Origin of the sequence: Amycolatopsis mongoliensis (genome assembly GCF_030285665.1) — a bacterium.
Lineage (GTDB): Bacteria > Actinomycetota > Actinomycetes > Mycobacteriales > Pseudonocardiaceae > Amycolatopsis > Amycolatopsis mongoliensis.
Genome location: NZ_CP127295.1, coordinates 2478717 through 2497941, shown reverse-complemented (window position 1 = coordinate 2497941; position 19225 = coordinate 2478717). Strand labels below are relative to the sequence as shown.

Genomic DNA, 19225 nt, shown 5'->3' with positions numbered 1-19225 from the left:
CAAGATCATGAACCTGCTCGCGGTCGAACGCATCAAGCTGTTCAGCACCCGCTCGCCGTGGTGGTGCGCGCTCATCACCCTGGCCCTGACCATCGGCTTCGCCGCCATCATCGCCGGCGCGACGCCGTCCGACTCGCAGCTCACGCTGTCCGCCACCCAGTTCGGCGGCTCCCAGTTCGGCATCGCCGTCGTCATGGTGCTCGCCGCGCTCGCGGTGACCACCGAATACCGCTTCAACACCATCCGCACCACGTTCCAGGCCGTGCCGCACCGCTCGCCGGCGCTGATCGCCAAGGCGATCGTCGTCGCGCTCGTGGCGCTGGTCATCGGCGAGATCGCCGCCTTCGGCGCGCTGGGCCTCGGCATGCTCATGCGGCCGGACGACCACCTCGGCCTGCACACCGCGCAGGACTGGATGAACGTCGCGGGCCTCGGCCCGGTGTTCGCCGTCAGCGCCGTGCTCGCCGTCGCACTCGGGATCCTGATCCGGCACAGCGCCGGTGCCATCGCCCTGCTGCTCATCTACTACTTGGCCGTGGAAGAGCTGGTGCAGCTGATCCCGAAGATCGGGCACACCATCCACGAGTGGCTGCCGTTCAACGTGGCGAACAAGTTCCTGCGCGGCTCGGCGGTCGTCGACGGCCCCGCGCCGTCGGACTCGCCGCTGAGCCCAGGCTGGGCGCTGGCGTACTTCGCCGGCATCGCGATCGTGTTCCTGCTCGTCGCACTCGGGGTTGCGAAGAAGCGGGACGCCTGAGGGGAAACAGGGGAAACAGGGGAAAACGGGAGTCCGGGTCGCGCTGTCGGGGGGCGACCCGGATTCCCGTTTCCCGATAGGCTCCTCCGGTGATCGAAGCGAACGCACTGACCAAGCGGTACGGCGCCACCACCGCGGTCAACGAGCTGACGTTCACCGCGCGGTCGGGGCGCGTCACCGGCTTCCTCGGCCCGAACGGCGCCGGCAAGTCCACGACCATGCGGCTGATCCTGGGCCTCGACACTCCCGACGCGGGCCGGGTGCTCATCGACGGCGTCCCCTACCGGCAGCTGAAAGATCCACTCAGGACGGTCGGCGCAATGCTGGACGCCACCTGGCGCCACCCCGGCCGCAACGGGCGCGACCACCTCCGCTGGCTGGCCGCGACCAACGGCCTCCCGGAGAAGCGCGTCGAAGAGCTGCTCGAGCTGGTCGGGCTGACGAGCGTCGCCGAGCGCCGCGCCGGGCAGTACTCGCTCGGCATGCTGCAGCGGCTGGGGATCGCCGCCACGCTGCTCGGCGACCCGCGCGTCCTCCTGTTCGACGAGCCGGTGAACGGCCTCGACCCCGAGGGCATGGCCTGGATCCGGCAGCTGCTCCACACGCTGGCCGCCGACGGCCGGACCGTGTTCGTCTCCAGCCACCTGCTGCCCGAGATGGCGCAGACCGCCCAGGACCTGGTCGTGATCGGCCGGGGCCGGCTGATCTACCAGGGCACGATGGACGACTTCGTGGCGCGCACGAGCGCGCACGGCGTCCGCGTGCGCACCCCGCACGCGGACGAGCTGCGGGCCGCGCTGACCGGGCAGGCGGAGTTCACCGAGGCCGACGGCGCCTTCGTGGTGTCCGGATTGGACAGTGACCGGATCGGGCAGCTCGCCTTCGACGCCGGGGCGACGCTGCACGAGCTGAGCCCGATCACCGGCTCGCTCGAGCAGGCCTACCTCGACCTCACCCGCGAGGCCGTCGAGTTCCCCGCGGCCGTTTCCCCGGAGGCCGCCCGATGAGCACGACCACGAACCTGCTCCGCGCCGAGCGCATCAAGCTCTTCAGCACCCGGTCGCCGTGGTGGTGCCTGGCGCTCGCGCTCGCCGCGCCGCTCGGCTTCACCGCGCTGTTCTTCGCGCTGGCCGGGCCGGAGATCCCGCCGACCGTCGGCAACACGCAGCTCGCGAGCGGCAACGGCCGGACCGTGCTGGTCGTGCTCGCGATCCTCGCGACGGCGTCGGAGTTCAACTGGGGCACGATGCGGCTGACGTTCCAGGCCGTGCCGAGCCGGGTGCCGGCGCTGCTGGCGAAGGTCGCGGTCATCGGCGCGGTCGGCGCCGCGCTCGGGCTGGTCGTCGGCTTCGGCTCGTGGGGCCTGGCGACGCTGGTGCAGCCGGACGCCGACCTCGCGCTGCACTCGGGCGCGGACTGGCGCTCGGTGCTCGGGCAGAGCCTGGTCTTCCTGCTCGCCGCGGTGGCCGGCGTCGGTGTCGCCCTGCTGCTGCGCAGCATCGCCTTCGCCCTGACGGTGCTGCTCGTGTGGACACAGGTGCTCGAAGGGGTGGTGGTGTTCATCCCCGGCGCCGGCAAGCACATCTACCAGTGGATGCCGTTCCACGCGGCCGACCAGTTCGTCGGCGCCGGCGGGTTCGGCGCGGGCGCGCTTCAGCTGCCACCGGCCCCGCTCGGCCCGTGGGGCTACCTCGGTTACTTCGCGGCGATCTGCGCTGCACTGTTCGTGGCCGGGGTGTTCGTCACGGCACGGCGCGACGCCTGAGCGTGATCGCGCTCTCAATACCTCAAAAATTCGTGTTAACAAAAGATGAAGAGGCTGTGGCTTCTCTCACAGGCACCGGACATACTGCTATGACCAGGCAATATTCGTAAGTGAGCACCGGAACCGTCTGCGCTCCCCTGGAGGTGATCCTTGACGGTGAACACCGGGCAAGAATTGGGCAGCACCATTCCCCGAGCTCGCGTCGAAGACGACGTACCCCGGCTCGAACCCATGCTGGACCTCGAATGGTCGCGGGCGATCGACCTCCCGCAGACCGCCCTGGCGGCCACGACGCCGGCCGAACTCCGCCGGGCGTGGGTGCACCGCGCGCCCGAAGACAGCGTCCTGGCCCTGTTCCGCGCCTCGTCCGGGATGACGGGGCCGATTCCCGCGCCGTGGTGGCTGCGGGCGGTCGCCGACGGCACCCTCGACTCGCGGGAACAGGGTTTCCGCGTCGAGGACCGCATCGCGCAGCTGCTCGGCAGGCGGCCGGGCTGGGAATTCGTCCCGTGGGCCGCGGACGGAGAATCCGGCTACTGGGAGTTCATGCCGTCCGAACGCGGGAAATCGGGACACGCGATTCCCACGACGGTGATGAACACCGATCGGCACACCGGCTGGATCGACGTCCTGCCGGCCCACACCGGGCGGACTCCGAACCCGATCGCGGTCGCCGGGCTGGCGGGCCTGCGGTCTCGTCTCGGGGAGTTCGAAGCCGTTCGCTGACTCGACCTTCCTCCTCGCCACCACCCTCGACGGAGGCGCTGCGCACCCGGCTACATTCGCTGGGTGGAAAACCAGGACCAGCCCCGGCTGCGCAGCGTCGTCAGCTACGTCAAGCGCGGCGGCCGGATGACCGTCGGGCAGCAACGCGCGTGGGACGAACTGTGGCCGGACCTGGGCCGCACGGTCGGTGAGCTGCCGGCCGGGAAGCTGGACTTCGCCGCGTGGTTCGGCCGTGAGGCGCCGGTGCTGATCGAGATCGGCTCCGGCATGGGCGAGACGACGTCGCAGCTGGCCGCCGCGGCGCCGGAGCTGAACTACGTCGCGGTCGAGGTCTACGACCCCGGCCTCGGGCAGCTGATGCTGCGCGCCGAAAAGCTGGGCGTCGAGAACCTGCGGCTGCTGCACGGCGACGCCGTCGTGCTGCTGACCGAGCACGTCGAGCCGGATTCGCTGCACGGCGTCCGCCTGTTCTTCCCGGACCCGTGGCCGAAGAAGAAGCACCACAAGCGGCGGATCGTGTCGCCGTCGTTCGCCGCGCTCGTGGCGTCGCGGCTCGCGCCCGGTGGCACCTTCCACATGGCGACCGACTGGGAGAACTACGCCGAGCAGATGCTCGAGGTCTGCTCCGCCGAGCCGGCGCTGAAGAACCGGTACGACGGCTGGGCGCCGCGGCCGGAGTGGCGGCCGGTGACCAAGTTCGAGCAGCGCGCCGACGTCGAAGGACGCGTCTCGCACGACCTCATCTTCGAAAAGCAGTCGTGAGTGTTCAGGGCGGTTAGAACCGCCCTGAACACTCACGACCTCCCTCTGTACCCCCGGTGCTCGCCCCTCCCCCGACAGAGGGGCGAACGTCCTATTCCTCGGCCAGCGGTTCCGCCTGCACCCGCTTGAGGGCCGGTGTGCAGACCGACGCGCCGAGCAGGGCCACCCCGACCCCGAGCACGACCGGCGCCAGCAGCCACGGGCTCACCACGATCCCGCGTGGGTCGACCATGCTGTACAGCCCAACACCGACCAGTACCCCGACGATTCCCGCGCCGATGGTGGCGACCAGCGCGGGCAGCGCGGCCTCCATCCGCAGCGCCCTCGACAGCACCCGCACCGGCGTGCCGGCGGCCATCAGCGCCCCGAAGGTGCGGCGGCGGTCCATCACCGACCCCGCGGTCGCGACCGCGGCGCTGCAGCCGGCCAGGATCCCCGCGGCGACCAGCCCGATCACCGTGACCCGGCGCAGGTCGCCGAGCTCGGTCTGCTGGTTGAACAGGTACTGGTCGCGGCTGCCGACCTCCTCGCCGGCGGCCGGCGCGGCCAGCGCCGTCCGGACGATCTCGCGGTTCGCGTCTGTGGTCGGCGCGACCACGGTGACGTACTTCGGCGTGAAGCCGTCCGGCAGCGCGGCCGGGTCGACGATCGACGTGCCGGACAGGTCCGGGTCGGGGAGGTGGACGGCTTCTGCCCGGGTTCCCGACCGGACGGCCACGGCCGGCCCTTCCCAGTTGTCGGTGATCTTGTACTGCGCCAGGTCGAGCGCCGAGTCGCCGAAGACGGCCGGGCCGCCCGCGCAGTTCTCCGCGGTGAGCCCGAAGCGGGTCAGCTTGACGGCGTCGGCGCAGGTCAGCACCAGCGCCCGGTGGCCGGTGCGGTTCCGGCCCTCGCCCTGGACCAGGTAGACCTCGCCGACGGCGACCGCCTTCCCGGACTGGCCGTACTTCTGCAGGGACGCGTTGGCCTGGTCGACGATCTTGCCCGCGTGCTGGGCGTCGGTGTCGACGTAGAGCACGGAGTCCTGGAAGGACCGCCCGCCGCCGGCCATCGACTCGAACGTCGGCAGCAGCGTCAGCGCCATCGACCCGGCGAACACCGCGAGCACGATCCCGGCGGACGCCCGGTAGGCGCTCTTCGGGTCGTCACGCAGGCGGCGCCCGGCGAGCAGCGAGGACGGCCGGCGCCAGATCCGGACGAACGTGCCGCCCACCGCCGACGTCACCCACGGCCCGACGATCGCGGCCGAGCCGACCAGCAGGAACAGCCCCGCCATGACCATCGTGATGCCGCCGGAGTCCTTCGCCGTCGTCACGGCGACGAGGAAGAACAGCCCGGCCGCGGGCAGGGCCAGCAGCCGCCACCAGCGCAACGGCTTCTTCGTGTGGCCGCCGGTCGCGAACAGCGGGTTCTTGAGCACGCGGCGCAGGCCGAGGACGCCGGCCAGCACCACGAGCACCGGGATGGCCACGACGATGAACACCGTCAGGCCGACCGGCAGCGCGAAGTCGGACGCGAGCCAGGTACCGCCGGCCCACGGCACGAACGACGCGAGGCCGTGCAGGGCCGGGCTCAGCAGCAGGCCGAGCAGGGCGCCGATGCCCGCGGACAACGTCGTCTCGGCGGCCACCATGTTCGTGACCTGGCCAGGCGTGGCGCCGGCCAGCCGGATCGCGGCGAGCCGCCGTTCACGCCGGGCCGCGGTCAGTCGCGCCGACGACGCGACCAGCACCAGGCTCGGCACCAGCAGCACGATGATCCCGACCCAGGACAGCAGCATGAGCAGGCCGTCCGGGCTCGCCTTCCCGCCGGGGAAGCCCTCGATCGGGGAGGCGTTCTCCGGCATCGCGTCGGGCGTGTGCCCGACGAGCGCGACGAGCTGCTCCGGGAAGCGGAGGCCGTCCTCGCCGAGCGCGGCCACCGGCTTGCCGAACCGGTCGCCGAGCTGGTCGGCCGGGTGGGCCTGCAGCAGCCGGCCGAGCGCCGGCGACACGACGGTCTCACCCGGCCCCGGCAGCTGCGGCACCCCCGCCGGCAGCGGGACGGACCCGGGCGTGGCGCCGCCGGTCAGCGCGACGTCGACGCGCACGATCTGCTGCCCGTCGAAGTAGTCCTTCGAGGCGTTGAACAGGATCTTGGCCGGGGCGTCGGAGCCACGGCTGTAGTAGTGGTCGCCCTGCCAGAGGGCGCGCTGCTCGCGGTGCTGCGTGGCGAACGGCAGCGTCGCCAGCAGCAGCACCAGCCCGGTGGCGACAGCCACCCCGATCGCGGTGAGGATCGCCGACGTCCGGGTCCGCCGGTCGACCTTCAGCACCCGCAGGGCGATCTGGAGCGAGTTCACGCCGCCAGCCTCGTCGCGATCAGGCCGTCGCGGATGGCGACGGTCTTCGGCATCGACTCGGCCAGCTCGCGGTCGTGGGTCACCACGAGCACCGCGGCGCCCGTCTCGTGGGCGGCGCCGAGCAGGGCGTCCATCGTGTCGCGGCCGGTGCGCGTGTCGAGCGCGCCGGTCGGCTCGTCGGCGAAGATCACCTTCGGCCGGTGGGTCAGCGCCCGCGCGATCGCGACGCGCTGGGCCTCGCCGCCGGAAAGCTCGCCGGGACGGCGGCGCTCCTTGCCGGCCAGGCCGAGGCGCGAAAGCCACTGGCGGCCGGCGTCGATGGCCTCCTTGCGGCCGAGCCCGGCCAGCAGCGAAGGCAGCGCGACGTTCTCTTCCGCCGTCAGCTCGGCGACCAGCATCCCCGACTGGAAGACGAAGCCGAACTCGGTGCGGCGCAGTTCGCTGCGCTTCTTCTCGCCGAGGTGGTCGATCCGCTGCCCGGCCAGGAAGATCTGGCCGTCGTCGGCCCGGAGGATCCCGGCCAGGACGTGCAGCAGCGACGTCTTGCCGGAGCCGGACGGCCCGACGATGGCCACGGCGTCCCCCGGCTGGATGTCGATGTCGATGCCGGCCAGGGCATGCTGCGCGCCGTAGCGCTTCACCAGCCCGCGGCCGGACAGCACCGGCCCATTCGTCCACTGTGGAGTATTCGGGTCCACCACGTTCTCCCTGTCGGTTCGGGTCTCGATGCCGATGAGCTTCGCGGAGATCAAGGGGTGTCCACTTCGGGCAGACGGCCAGTCACGCGCCGCGGCGCATCGGCCGATCGGCCGAGGGAGTGCGGACCACTCGGCCAAGGTGCGAACCGGGACGAATCCTCTAACGTCACGTTGTGACCGCCGCGCCCCCGCCGAACAAGCTCTACGCACGCACCGCCGCCCTGGTGCGGCGCATCGGGGTCCCCTCGGCCGTCCTGTTCGCCGCCTTGCTCTTCGACGTCGTCTTCACGACGCAGGCGGCCCTCGACGACAACGGCCCGAAGTTCGTCGACTTCGGGCTGCTCCCCGGCATGTTCGCGATGACGGCGTGCGCGGTGTGGGCCCAGAAGCGCGCGGCCGTCGCCGGGGTGGTCGGCGCGGGCGTGCTGGTGTTCTCCACCCTCTTCATCCACGCGTTCCACGTCCCGCCCTACTCCAGCGTGCTGCCGAAGGTGACCATCACCGAGGTCGTGGCCGGGGTGCTGATGGTCTACTACGTGGCCCGCCGCGCCCGGGCGGGCGTGGCGTTCTGCGTGGTCAGCGTCCTGGTCGTCGGGGGTCTCGTCGCCGTCTTCGGCCGGTACGCGGGCGTCAGCTCGATCGACAGCGGCACGGGTTCCCAGGCCCTGCTGTTCGGCCTGCTGCTGCTCGCCGGGGCGGTGGTGCCGGCCATCACGCTCCGGGACCGCAGCCCGAAGGGCGATCCGCGGACGCGGAAGCTGCTGCGGGTGAACGAGCTGGCCATGGGGCAGTGGCCGTTGATCGGCTTGCTCGGGTTCGCGCTGCTGTTCGAGTTCGGCTACACGTATTCGAGCAACGCCCGCGGGTTCCCGATCCTGTTCTGCTCGCTCGTCGCGGCCGCCATCGCGGTGCTGTCCCCGCGGCGGCCGGCGGACGCGCTCCTCGGCATCGCGGGCATTCTGCTCGTGTCCGCGGTCGTCACGCCGTTCCTGCACCTGCGCTACGACTACCCGATGCCGGGCGGGGTGCCGTTCGTGCAGGTCATCGCCGCGATGGGCGTGATCGTGAACCTGACCCGCGCCCGCGGGCTGAGCCAGTCGTGGCCCCGGATCGGCATCCTGTCGGCCGTCGTCGCCCTCGGCGCGATCCTCAACTCGAACCAGCCCCGGGGCCTCCAGGCCGACCCCCAGACGCTGTCGATCCTGGCCTTCGCCGCGGCGCTGCTGCTCGGCATCTCGATCGCCGTCGGCCTGATGCTGCGGTCGCGGGACTCCGAGCGCACCACGGTCGTCCAGTCGGCGGTGGCCGACGCGCAGACCGCCGAGCGGATGGCGCTGGCCCGCGAGCTGCACGACGTCGTCGCCCACCACGTCACCGGCATCGTCGTGCAGGCCCAGGCCGCACGGATGATGGCCGAGAAGAACCCGCAGGTGGCGGTCGAGGCGATGGGCCGGATCGAGAACGCCGGCGTCGAAGCGCTCGCGGCGATGCGCCGGCTGGTCCGGTCGATGCGCGGGGACGCGCCGGCCGGGTCGAGCGAGTTCAGCGAGCAGGCCACCACGGATCTCGGCGCCGACCTGCGGAAGCTGGTCGAGAGCGCCAACCACGGCGTGCCGACGTCGATGCACCTCGACCTGCCGCCGGACCTGCCGCACGAGGTCGGCCGCTCGGCGCTGCGGCTGGTCCAGGAGTCGCTGACGAACGTCGGCAAGCACGCCTCCGACGCGACGGACGCCTTCGTCCTGGCCGAGGTGAGCGGCGCCGAACTGCACCTGCGGGTGACGGACAACGGGCACGAGACGGCGCGCCGACCGGCCGGCGGGTCGGGCGGCTACGGTCTGGTCGGGATGCGCGAGCGCGTCGCACTGCTCAAAGGACGGCTGTCGGCCGGGCGCGGCCCGGACGGTGGCTGGCGGGTCGAAGCGTGGCTGCCGCTGGCCGCCGGGGAAGGGGACGAGTGATCCGGGTACTGATCGCCGACGACCAGGAGATGGTGCGGATGGGCTTCCGCATGATCCTGGACGCGCAGGACGACATCGAGGTCGTCGCCGACGTCGCGGACGGCGTCTCGGCGGTCTCGAAGGCCCGCGAACTGCGTCCCGACGTCTGCCTGCTCGACATCCGCATGCCCGGCCTCGACGGGCTCGAGGTCACCCGGCAGCTGGCCGGGCCGGACGTGACCGACCCGCTGAAGGTCGTCGTGGTCACCACGTTCGACCTCGACGAGTACGTGCACACGGCGTTGCGCAACGGCGCCCACGGCTTCCTGCTGAAGGACGCGGGCCCGGCGCTGCTGATCGAAGCGGTGCGCGCGGCCGACCGCGGCGACGCGCTGGTCTCGCCGCAGATCACCGTGCGGCTGCTCAAGCACTTCGACGGCATGGGCTCGCCGAAGACCAAGGCCGCACCGCCGTCCGAGCCGCTGACCGCGCGGGAGATGGACGTCGTCAAGGCGGCGGCGCGCGGGCTGACGAACACCGAGATCGGCGCGGAGCTGTTCCTGTCGCTGTCCACGGTGAAGACGCACCTGGCGTCGGTGCAGGGCAAGATCGGCGCGCGCAACCGCGTGGAGATCGCCGCCTGGGCGTGGCGGAGTGGAGTCGTGTCGTAATCCAGGGTGCGTAGTATCCAGAGATGCAACGCCGTTTCCACGCCCCTGTCGTTCTCCCCGCCGACGCGTCTTGTTCGCTCCTGCGTGACGCGGTCGTCGATGTGGACGCCGATGGGCGCATCTCCTACTGCGGACCGGCGGCCACCGCCCCCGAGTCCGCCGCACCGGTCACCACCCTGACCGGCATCCTGCTGCCCGGCCTGGTCAACACGCACGCGCACAGCCCGATGACGCTGCTGCGCGGCATGGGCGGCGACCTGCCGCTGCTGCCCTGGCTCAACGAGATCATCTGGCCCGCCGAAGCGAAGCTGCGCCCGGAGGACGTCCGCACCGGCATGCTGCTCGGCTCGGTCGAGATGCTGCGCCACGGCGTCACGACCAGCGCCGAGATGTACTTCGAAGGCGAGCAGCTGGTCGACGCGGTCCTCACGACGGGCGGCCGCGTGCTGGTCGCCCCGCCGGTGATGGAGCTGCCGGGCCTCGACTGGCGCGCCCAGCTGGCCGCGATCGAAAGCTGGATCGACACCGACGGCCTCCGCTTCGGCCCGGGCGACCGCATCGAGCTGGGTTATGGCCCGCACTCGGCGTACATGCTGTCCGAGGAAGGCCTGCGGGCGACGGCCGAGTCGGCTGCTTCGCGCGGTGCGCTGGTGCAGATCCACATCGCCGAGGCGGCCGCGGAGGATCTTGCCGTCCGCGAAGCGCACGGCTCGGTGCCGGCGCTGCTGCAGCAGCTCGGCATGCTCGACGGCCGGGTGCTGGCGGCGCACGCGATCCACCTGTCGGACACCGACATCGCGCTGTTCGCCCAGCACGGCGTCGGGATGGCGCACTGCCCGGGTTCGAACGCGAAGCTCGCTTCGGGCATCGCGCGGATCAAGGACCTGCGCGACGCCGGCGTGGCGGTCGGCCTCGGCACCGACGGCCCGGCGTCCAACGACGACATCGACCTCTGGGAAGAGCTGCAGCTCTCGGCGATGTTCGCCCGCCTGGCGACCGGCGACTCGACGGTGCTGACCGCGGCCGACGTCTTCCTGCTGGCGACCCGCGGCGGCGCCTCGGCCTTGGGCCGGGACGACATCGGCGCGCTGGAGCCGGGCCGGTGGGCCGACCTGGTCCACATCGACCTCGACGACCCGGCTTTCGCGTGCGGCGTCGACGTGCCGGACGTCCAGCTGCTGTCGAACCTCGTCTGGGCGGCCGGGTCGCGGCGGGTCCGGGACGTGTGGGTCGCGGGCGAGCAGGTCGTCGCCGACGGCGAGTCGCTGAAGGTGGACCGGGCGAAGGTCCAGGCCGGGGTGGCCGAGACCGCCGCACGGCTGCGGGCTTAACGCGGGCGGAGGATGACCTCCGTCGGGTGGACGTCCGGGGTGGCGGACACCGCTGTCACCACCGCGGTCGCCACCGAGTCCGCCTTCAGCAGGTGCGAAGTGTCGTAGTCGCGGCCTTCGCCCTTGAAGATCTCCTGCTGCATCTCGGTGTCGGTGCGACCGGGGTAGACGGACGTCACGCGGATGTCCTTCTCCTCCTCGCGCAGGGCGTCGGCGAAGGCGCGGACGGCGAACTTGCTCGCCGCGTACGGCGACCAGCCCGGCCGGGCGTTCAGGCCGGCCCCCGAGTTGATCACGACGACGTGCCCGTGGGCGGCGCGCAACGCGGGGAGCAGCAGGCGGGTCAGCTCGACCACGGCCAGGGTGTTGACCTCGAAGTTGTCCCGCCACGCCTCGGCGGACGCCTCCTCGATGCGGCCCAGGCGCGCGACGCCGGCCGAGTGGACCAGGACGTCGAGCGAGTCGATGCCCGACACGGCTTCGGCGAGCGACGCGGGGTCGGTCAGCTCCACCGGCCACGGCTCCGCGCCCGGGAGCTCCTTCGCCAGCGCGTCGAGCGCGGCCGCGTTCCGGCCGCCGAGGAGGAGGCGGTGGGTCGGGGCGAGCTGGTGGGCGACCGCCGCGCCGATCCCGCGCGAGGCACCGGTGACGAGGGCGAGGGGAAGATCCGTCATGCCCCCACCGTAACTAGGCGAACCCCACGTCGACCGTTTGGTCGTCGCGCTTGTCCTTGCCCAGCTGCCGCGCGTCCGCACAGCCCGTCGCCGGGTCCGCGTCCGAATCCTTCGCGTCGTCGCCCGCGTCCTTGCCGGTCGGGTGCTTGCCGTCGGCCGTGAAGCAGACCTGGTAGCTGCCGTCTTCCAGGCCGGTGAACGCATACGCGCCATCTGGGCCGGTGACCACGCTCGTGCCGTTGTTCAGCGTCACCTTCACCCCCGCCAGCCCCGGCTCGCCCGCGTCCTGCAGGCCGTTGCCGTTGGTGTCCGACCAGGCGAAGTCGCCGATCCGGTTCGTCGGCGGGGCCAGGCCCAGGTCCACCGTGAAGTCCTCGCGCGCCGTGCCGCCCAGGGTGCGCGGGGCGGTGCAGCCGTCCGGGTCCGCGTCGGAGTCGCGGTCGTCGGCGGCCGCGTCCTTGCGGGTCACCGTGAAGTCCGCCGGGACGGCGAAGCAGACCTGGTAGGTGCCGTCCTTCAGCTTCTCGAAGCCGTACTTGCCCTTGTCGTCGGTGGTCGCGGTGCCGACCGTGCCGCCCGCCCCGTCCTTCAGCGTCACCTTCACGCCCGCGACGCCCGGCTCGCCCGGGTCCTGGCTGCCGTCGCGGTTGCGGTCGTTCCACACGAAGTCGCCGATCTTCGCGGTGGCGGGCGGCGGCAGGACGGTGATCGTCGCCGACGCCGTCTTGTCGCCCAGCGTGCCGCCCGGGTAGTGCACGCCCGTCACCTTCGCCGTGTTGACGTGCCCGGTGTCGGCCACCGTCAGGTCCGGGTGGTCGCAGGTCAGCTGCTTGGTCGCGCCGGCGGCCAGCGCGAACGCCTCGAACGGCGGGCACCACGGGTCCTGCACGGTGATCCCGGTGAGGTCCTGGGTGCCTTCGTTCGTCACGGTGACGCGGTAGTGCGCGGTGTCGCCCGCGGTCACCGTCGCGAACGGGCCCCACGCGCCGGTCGCCGGGTTCTGCACTTCCTTCTTCACCGAGTACGCCGCGAGCTGCAGGCCGACGCAGTCCCAGCGCAGCCGTTCGGCGCTCGTCGTCGCGAAGAACTTCACCGTCGCCGCCTTCGCCGGGGCCGTCGCCGCCGGGAAGTCCTGCTTCGCCAGGTGGCCGTCGCCGGCGTCGTGGTCCGCGACGAGCTTGGTCTCCTGGACCTGGGCGCCGTTGACGTCGTAGAAGCGCAGTCCCGTCGCCGGTCCGGCGCTCGGCGCGTACGAGCCCGTCGACACGCTGAGCGTGTACACGCCGCCGGGCACGAACTTCTCGGTGGAGTAGGCGGTGCTGGCCTTGCCGTCCGGCGTCTGGATCACCGCCGACCGCTGCCCGTCCACGGCGAACGCCTGCTCGGTCAGCAGCTTCGGCGCCTTCGCGGCGGGGGTGCCGGGCGGGACCGGTGCGGCCGGAGTGAAGACGTAGCCGTCCGGGGCGCCGTTGGCCGCCGTCTTCTCGACGCTGGGGTTCCCCGCGATCCCCCCGCAGGCCGGCGGCGGATCGGCGGCGGCCGCGGGCGCGACCGTCCCCGAAAGCGCCGCCACCACCACTGCCACCACGCGCGCCGAACGGACCATGCCTCGACTATGGCGTGGCACCCGGGCCCGCACCGGCCGAGAACCGTCCACTTAAGAGTGAACCTCGGCCGGGACGGGCCCGGCGCGTCAGCGTTCGCCGATGCGGCCGGGCCGCCCGAAGCGGCCCTTCTTCCACACCGAGACGAGCGACGGACGCGGCTGCGCGGTGCCGCCGTCGGGCCAGTGCGACGTCGGGTTCGCCGAGCTCGCCGCGTTCTCGCCCGGGTGCTGGACCGCGACGAGCACGAGGTGGTCGGTGACGACCGGGCCGCACGTCTCGGCGCCGACCGGCACCGAGAGGAACTGCTTGACGTGACCGCGGTCCGGCCCGGTCACCGGAACCGAGAACAGGCCGTCGTTCGCGCCGAGCGCGTTGCCGTCGGTGGAGATCCACAGGTTGCCGTGCCGGTCGAAGGTGACGTTGTCCGGGCAGGAGATCGGGCTGACCTTGCTCTTGTCGAAGCCGCCGTAGTAGGTGTCGGCCGCGGCCGGATCACCGCAGACGAGCAGCAGCCGCCACGAGAACTTCGTCGACGCCGCGTCGCCGCGGGCCTCCTCCCACTCCAGGATCTGCCCGTTCTTGTTGGCCACGCGCGGGTTCACCTCGTCGACGCCGGCCTTGCCCGCCGCGCCGCGGTCGGAGTTGTTGGTCAGCGCCGCGTAGATCCGGCCGTTGACCGGGTTCGGCTCGATGTCCTCCGGCCGGTCCATCTTCGTCGCGGCGACCTTGTCGGCGGCCTGCCGCGTGAAGACGTAGACCTCTTCCGCGGTGAATCCGTCCACAAAGGACTTGGTGCCGCTCGCCAGCGGGATCCACTCGCCGGCGCCGTCGAACTCGCCGTCGGCGGGGAGCTTGCCGGTGCCGTCGATCTCGCCCGGGCTGTCGCCGGTGAAGCGGGCGACGTACAGGGTGCCGTCGTCGAGCAGCGCCGAGTTGTGGCGACGCGCGTGCGCGCTCTTGCCCGGCTTGTACCTGCCCTTGGAGACGAACTTGTAGATGTACTCGAACCGCTCGTCGTCCCCGGAGTACGCGGCGACGCGGCCGTCGGCGGTGATCTTGATGTTCGCGCCCTCGTGCTTGAGGCGGCCGAGCGCGGTGTGCTTGACCGGCGTCGACGTCGGGTCGTTCGGGTCGATCTCGACGACCCAGCCGAACCGGTTCGGCTCGTTCGGCTCCTGGGCGACGTCCCAGCGCTTGTCGAAGCGCTCCCACTTGCGGGTGCTCGTGCCGGCGCCGATGGCGTACCGCTTCAGCCGCGCGGCCTCGACCGGGTCGGTCACCTTCTCGGAGTTGGCGAAGTACTGGTGGATGTTCTCTTCGCCGGAAAGCACCGTGCCCCACGGCGTCACGCCGCCGGAGCAGTTGTTCTGCGTGCCGCGGACCTTGCGCCCGCTGGGGTCGGCCGACGTCTTCAGGTACTTCGAGCCGGCGGCCGGGCCGCGCACCTCGAAGATCGTGTCGAGCGTGATCCGGCGGCCGTACCGGCTGGGCACGACCTCGAGGCCGCCGTGGATCGGGTCGCGGCGGGTCAGCAGCACCGAGAGGCCGTGGGCGGCCCAGGCGATCTTCACCTGCTCCTCGGTCGGGTTCGCCGGGTCGTACTGGTCGGCCGGGAACAGGTGCACCTCGGTCGTGTACTCGTGGTTCACGACGAGCAGGTTCGTCAGGCCCAGCGGATCCTGCGGGATCAGGCCGACGAAGTCGTTGTTGTAGCCGAACTGCTTGGCCTGCGCGGCGGCGGTCTGCTTGGTGAAGTCGAACTTCGGCGCACCCGGCACCACCGGGTCACCCCAGCGGATGACGACGCGCTGCGCGTAGCCGTCCGGGACGGTGACCGCGTCGAGCTTGTTCGGCGGGACCGGGTCGAAGTCGGTGCCGGGCACCGGCCGCGGGTGCGGCTTCTGCGCGGGTGTGGCGGCCGCGGTCCCCGACAGCGCGGCGAACCCGCCGGCCGCGGCGGCCATCACGGCACCGGCCTTGAAGGCCCCACGGCGGGAGATGTCCTTCACGACGTCGCCGAAGTACTCGTTCCCGGACTCGTTCGGCTCGGGGTGGGCACAGGCGTTGCCGCAGCGGTACTCGCAGGTGATCGGGGAGCGGCCGCCCGGGTGGACGGGCAGCAGCGGGAGCAGACGGTCGGGCACGAGGCCTCCATGGTGGGAGTTCGGGAACGAACCGACCGTAAGCCTCCAAAACCAGCCATTCCAGACATACAGATGAACGGCTGGTGTACTACTGCTCCGAACGGCGGGTCAGAACTCCTCGCCGACGAGCACCGCCTCCTGCGGCACCGCGCGCGGGTCCGCCTTCTTCTCCCGCAGCGAGAGCAGCCCGCCCGCGACGACGCACAGCACGGCGGAGGCGACGAACGGAGCCTGCGGCGAGCCGAACCACTCGGCGACGTGCCCGACGAGCGTCGCGGCGACGGCGCCGCCGAGCCAGCGGCAAAAGTTGTAGCCCGCGCTGGCGACTGGGCGCGGCGCGTCGCTGATCGACATCGCGGTGCCGGTGAACAGTGTGTTCAGCAGGCCGGAGACCAGTCCCGAGACGACGATCCCGGCGACGAGCACCGGCTTGCTCGGCACGGCCAGCACCAGCATCAGCACGGCGTACCCGAAGACGGCGGCCGCGGCGGCGTGCCGCTCACCGAGCTTGGCGGCCAGCCGCGGCGCGAGGGCCACGCCGGCGACCGCGACGCAGAGGCCCCAGCCGCAGAAGATCAGGCCGACGGCGATGGCGTTCCAGCCGAGGACGAACGGCGACCAGGCCAGCACCGCGAAGAACGCGGCGGTGTACAGCGCCGACGCGACGGAGGTGCGCAGCAGGCCGGTGTGCTTCAGCGCGCGGATCGGGTCGAGCAGCTTGATCGGCTCGCGCTTCTCGTGCTTGTCGCTCTTCAGGAACACCGCGCACAGCACGAGCGCACCGGCCATCAGGACGGCGGTGCCGAGGAACGGGCCGCGCCACGAGATGCTGCCGAGCAGCGCGCCCAGCAGCGGGCCGACCGACAGGCCGACACCGAGGGCGGCCTCGTAGAGCAGGATCGCGCCGGACTGGCCGCCGGTCGCGGCGCCGACGATCACCGACAGCGCCGTGGCGATGAAGAACGCGTTGCCGAGGCCCCAGACCGCGCGCAGCCCGACGAGCTGCTCGATCGAGCCGGCGGCCGAACACAGCGCGGTGGCGGCGACGATCAGCGTCAGCCCGACCAGGACCGTGCGCTTGGGGCCGAACTTGGCGCTCGCCGCGCCGGTGACCAGCATCGCGACGACCTGGACGCCGAGGTACGACGAGAAGAGCAGGGTGACCTGCGACGGCGTCGCGTCCAGGCCCTTGGCGATGGACAGCAGGATCGGGTCGACCAGGCCGATCCCCATGAAGGCGATGACCGCGGCGAACGCGGTGATCCACACCTGCTTGGGCTGGCCCTTGACGGCGTCCAGCAGGCTCGAGTGGTGTTCAGCGCTCATCGCTGATCAGTGCCTCCTTCTTGGTGTCGACGAGCAATTTGGCGAGGGCGGGCAGGGCGGCTTCGATCGCAGCGCGGTCGGTGTCGTCCATCGCGATCAGGCGTTCGCGAAGGAACTCTTCGCGGGCGGCGACCGTCTCGGCGTAGAAGCGGCGACCCTCGTCGGTGACGTCCACGAGCACCGCGCGCCGGTCGGCAGGGTCCGGCGTGCGGGTGGCCAGGCCGAGCCGTTCGAGCCGGCTGACGACGTCGGTCATCGACGGCAGCTTCACCTGCTCGAACTCGGCCAGCGCGCTCATCCGCCGGGGACCGCCGTTGACGAGCTCGCTCAGCACCGAGCCCTGGGTGAGGGTCAGCGTCAGCTGCGGGGTCTGACGGCGCACCTGGTGGTACAGCCGGAAGACCAGCGGCCGCAGCCGGTGGGCGAGATCGGCGATCGGGGCAGTCACTTAGCTATGCTAACAAAAATTAGTAAGGGTAGCTAAGTAACTCCTCTCACAAGCTACGCTCAGGGGCATGGACGCGGTGATCTTCGACCTCGACGGCGTACTCGTGGACTCCGAACGGATCTGGGACGAGATCCGCCGGGCGGTCGTCGCCGAGCACGGCGGCACCTGGCAGGACGGGACGACGCGGGCGCTGCAGGGGATGAGCACGCCGGAATGGGCCCGCTACCTGGTGGAGGAGCTGGGCGCGCGGCTCACGCCGCCCGAGATCGCGACCGTCGTGGTCAAGCGCATGGCGGCGCGCTACGCGGAGGAGCCGCCGCTGATCCCGGGTGCGGTGGAGGTGGTCCGCCAGGTGTCGAAGCGGTGGCCGGTGGCGATCGCCAGCTCGTCACCGGTGATCCTGATCAAGGGCTTCCTGGACGTCACGGGCCTGCCGGTGGGCGCGGCGGTGTCGTCCGAGCAGGTCGGGGCCGGGAAGCCGGCACCGGACGTGTACCTGCGGGCCGCCGAGCTGCTGGGCGTGGCGCCGTCGGATTGCGCGGCGGTGGAGGACACGACGAACGGGCTGCGGTCGGCGCTTGCGGCGAAGATGGCGGTGTACGCGGTGCCGAACCCGCACTTCCCGCCGGACCCGGAAGTACTGAAGCAGGCGACGGCGGTGGTGGAGAAGATCACCGGCTTGCCGGGTGCGCTCGGGCTCAGCTGACCTCGGCGCGCACGGGCGGCGAGCCGGGAACGACGTCGGCCAGGAACACCTGGTACGAGGAAGCCACCCGGTCGACCAGTTTGCCTTGGCTCAGGTCACCCTGCGCGTTGTAGAGCCGCAGCTGCTCCATCGTCGAGGAGAGCAGGTAGACGGCCTTGCCGGGCGGCAACGGCCCCCCGGTCTCGCCGACGTACCCGGCCAGCACGGTCTTCCCGCCGTCCGGGAGGAGCGCCATGCACTGCGGGGATTTCGTCCCGTACTGCGGAGCGTCCGAGGTGAGGTCCGCGCCCACGGGGATGGCCGCGACACAGAACAACTCCCGGTCGGTGGCATTCGACCGCACGCCGGTGTAGGCCCACACCCGCCACCGATCGGTCTGTCCCGCGAACTCCGTGAGGATCGCCATGTCACCGTGGGTGAGCATGGTCTGGTCGAACGGCTGGTGCTCGGGTTTGGCGAGCTTCAGCTCCTGGCCGGGGTTGGCCGGCGGCGCGGGAGGCTGAGCGTCGTTCACCTGGGTCGCCAGCAGCACGCTGGTCAGCACCACCAGGACCGCGGCCAGCGGGGCGAGCCACACGGTCGCGCGGCGGCGGCGTGGCCGGTGCTGCCTCCGCACCTGGTCCGCCCAGGCCGCGTCGAGGTTGGGCGTGACCTTGCCCGCCTGCTCACGCAGCGTCTCGGCCAGCTTGCGTTCGAGGTCGGTCATCGCTCACCTCCCGGCTCGTCCCCCAGGTGCTTGCGCAGGTTCTCCATCGCGTGGTGGGTCGTGGCCTTGACCGTGCCCGGTGAGATGCCCAGCGTCTCCGCGATGCCCGCCGTGCTCAGGTCCAGCCAGTACCTCAGCACGAGAACCTCGCGTTGTCGCCGGGAAAGCTTCTCCAGCACCCCGCGCAGCCGCTCGTGCTCCCAGTTGGCCACCGCCCTGACCTCGGCCGACAGCTCGTCCGGCGGGCGGTCCTGCGGCGTCCGCCGGACGACCCGCAGGTGCCGCGTCCGCGACCGCGACATGTTCACCACGGTCGTGCGGAGGTAGCCGACCACGCGCGTGTGGTCGGACAGGGTGTCCCAGCGCTGGTGGAGCTTGACGAAGGCCTCCTGCGCGACGTTCTCCGCGTCGTCCGCGCCGAGCAGGTGCGCCAGCCGAGTCATCTGGGCGAAGTACTCCCGGAACAGGTCGTGGAACGTCGGCGCGCCCAGGTCCCCCGGCGCGCTCTCGCCCACGCTCGCACTCACACCCCGCCAACGCACACCCCGCCCCACCGGTTTAGTGCACCACACGAAAAGCCGTGAAGGCCTCCTTACCGGCATCTACCGCCGGTAAGGAGGCCT

General features: G+C 71.7%; 18 protein-coding genes. 9 read left to right on the top strand and 9 right to left on the bottom strand.

Features of this window, described 5'->3' with window-relative positions:
* The first annotated feature begins 7 nt into the window (after nt 1–7).
* The 5 genes from QRX60_RS12065 to trmB all read left to right on the top strand — a co-directional run bounded on the left by QRX60_RS12065 (nt 8) and on the right by trmB (nt 4010).
* Nucleotides 8–757: an ABC transporter permease gene (locus tag QRX60_RS12065; RefSeq protein ID WP_286000859.1), complete on the top strand. Its 750-nt coding sequence runs from the start codon at nt 8–10 to the stop codon at nt 755–757.
* A gap of 89 nt (nt 758–846) precedes the next feature.
* The gene (locus QRX60_RS12060; RefSeq protein WP_286000858.1) at nt 847–1764 is read left to right on the top strand and encodes an ABC transporter ATP-binding protein; all 918 of its coding nucleotides are present in this window, start codon (nt 847–849) and stop codon (nt 1762–1764) included.
* Nucleotides 1761–2522, top strand: coding sequence for a hypothetical protein (locus tag QRX60_RS12055; RefSeq protein ID WP_286000857.1), 762 nt, complete (start codon nt 1761–1763; stop codon nt 2520–2522). The genes QRX60_RS12060 and QRX60_RS12055 overlap by 4 nt, the downstream gene beginning before the upstream one ends.
* 174 nt (nt 2523–2696) lie before the next feature.
* The gene (locus QRX60_RS12050) at nt 2697–3248 is read left to right on the top strand and encodes a hypothetical protein (RefSeq protein WP_286003566.1); all 552 of its coding nucleotides are present in this window, start codon (nt 2697–2699) and stop codon (nt 3246–3248) included.
* Nucleotides 3249–3311: 63 nt separating this feature from the next.
* A complete protein-coding gene (trmB, locus tag QRX60_RS12045; protein ID WP_286000856.1) occupies nt 3312–4010 on the top strand; it encodes a tRNA (guanosine(46)-N7)-methyltransferase TrmB in 699 nt (232 codons plus the stop codon).
* A 91-nt stretch (nt 4011–4101) separates the two neighbouring features.
* On the opposite strand, the gene QRX60_RS12040 is transcribed toward trmB, so the two are convergent.
* Both QRX60_RS12040 and QRX60_RS12035 read right to left on the bottom strand, forming a co-directional pair.
* Nucleotides 4102–6351 (bottom strand): FtsX-like permease family protein, encoded by a 2250-nt coding sequence (locus tag QRX60_RS12040; RefSeq protein WP_286000855.1) that lies wholly within the window; start codon nt 6349–6351, stop codon nt 4102–4104.
* Entirely contained in the window at nt 6348–7049 is a 702-nt protein-coding gene (locus tag QRX60_RS12035) for an ABC transporter ATP-binding protein (protein ID WP_286000854.1), read from the bottom strand. Before QRX60_RS12035 ends, QRX60_RS12040 begins: the two co-directional genes overlap by 4 nt.
* A gap of 173 nt (nt 7050–7222) precedes the next feature.
* Between QRX60_RS12035 and QRX60_RS12030 the strand changes: the two genes are divergently transcribed.
* The 3 genes from QRX60_RS12030 to QRX60_RS12020 are packed head-to-tail and all read left to right on the top strand — an operon-like array spanning nt 7223 to nt 10991.
* Nucleotides 7223–9010, top strand: a complete 1788-nt coding sequence (locus tag QRX60_RS12030) for a sensor histidine kinase (protein ID WP_286000853.1) — start codon at nt 7223–7225, stop codon at nt 9008–9010.
* Nucleotides 9007–9660 carry a response regulator gene (locus tag QRX60_RS12025; RefSeq protein ID WP_286000852.1) on the top strand — a complete coding sequence of 218 codons (654 nt, stop codon included), beginning with the start codon at nt 9007–9009 and terminating at the stop codon, nt 9658–9660. Before QRX60_RS12030 ends, QRX60_RS12025 begins: the two co-directional genes overlap by 4 nt.
* A gap of 23 nt (nt 9661–9683) precedes the next feature.
* Nucleotides 9684–10991, top strand: a complete 1308-nt coding sequence (locus tag QRX60_RS12020) for an amidohydrolase family protein (RefSeq protein WP_286000851.1) — start codon at nt 9684–9686, stop codon at nt 10989–10991.
* On the opposite strand, the gene QRX60_RS12015 is transcribed toward QRX60_RS12020, so the two are convergent.
* The 5 genes from QRX60_RS12015 to QRX60_RS11995 all read right to left on the bottom strand — a co-directional run bounded on the left by QRX60_RS12015 (nt 10988) and on the right by QRX60_RS11995 (nt 17190).
* Nucleotides 10988–11665 carry an SDR family oxidoreductase gene (locus QRX60_RS12015; RefSeq protein WP_286000850.1) on the bottom strand — a complete coding sequence of 226 codons (678 nt, stop codon included), beginning with the start codon at nt 11663–11665 and terminating at the stop codon, nt 10988–10990. The two genes, QRX60_RS12020 and QRX60_RS12015, sit on opposite strands and share 4 nt — an antisense overlap.
* A gap of 13 nt (nt 11666–11678) precedes the next feature.
* A complete protein-coding gene (locus tag QRX60_RS12010; protein WP_286000849.1) occupies nt 11679–13271 on the bottom strand; it encodes a DUF7850 domain-containing protein in 1593 nt (530 codons plus the stop codon).
* An 87-nt stretch (nt 13272–13358) separates the two neighbouring features.
* Nucleotides 13359–15416, bottom strand: a complete 2058-nt coding sequence (locus QRX60_RS12005; protein ID WP_286000848.1) for a PhoX family protein — start codon at nt 15414–15416, stop codon at nt 13359–13361.
* A gap of 108 nt (nt 15417–15524) precedes the next feature.
* Nucleotides 15525–16742, bottom strand: coding sequence for an MFS transporter (locus QRX60_RS12000; protein WP_286000847.1), 1218 nt, complete (start codon nt 16740–16742; stop codon nt 15525–15527).
* Entirely contained in the window at nt 16732–17190 is a 459-nt protein-coding gene (locus QRX60_RS11995; RefSeq protein WP_286000846.1) for a MarR family winged helix-turn-helix transcriptional regulator, read from the bottom strand. Before QRX60_RS11995 ends, QRX60_RS12000 begins: the two co-directional genes overlap by 11 nt.
* A gap of 67 nt (nt 17191–17257) precedes the next feature.
* On the opposite strand from QRX60_RS11995, the gene QRX60_RS11990 reads away from it, so the two are divergent.
* Complete coding sequence (locus tag QRX60_RS11990) at nt 17258–17896, top strand: HAD family hydrolase (protein ID WP_286000845.1); 639 nt, start codon at nt 17258–17260, stop codon at nt 17894–17896.
* Here the strand turns inward: QRX60_RS11990 and QRX60_RS11985 are convergent.
* Nucleotides 17889–18602, bottom strand: coding sequence for a hypothetical protein (locus tag QRX60_RS11985; protein WP_286000844.1), 714 nt, complete (start codon nt 18600–18602; stop codon nt 17889–17891). The two genes, QRX60_RS11990 and QRX60_RS11985, sit on opposite strands and share 8 nt — an antisense overlap.
* Nucleotides 18599–19129, bottom strand: coding sequence for an RNA polymerase sigma factor (locus QRX60_RS11980; protein WP_286000843.1), 531 nt, complete (start codon nt 19127–19129; stop codon nt 18599–18601). The genes QRX60_RS11985 and QRX60_RS11980 overlap by 4 nt, the downstream gene beginning before the upstream one ends.
* Between the last annotated feature and the right edge of the window lie 96 nt (nt 19130–19225).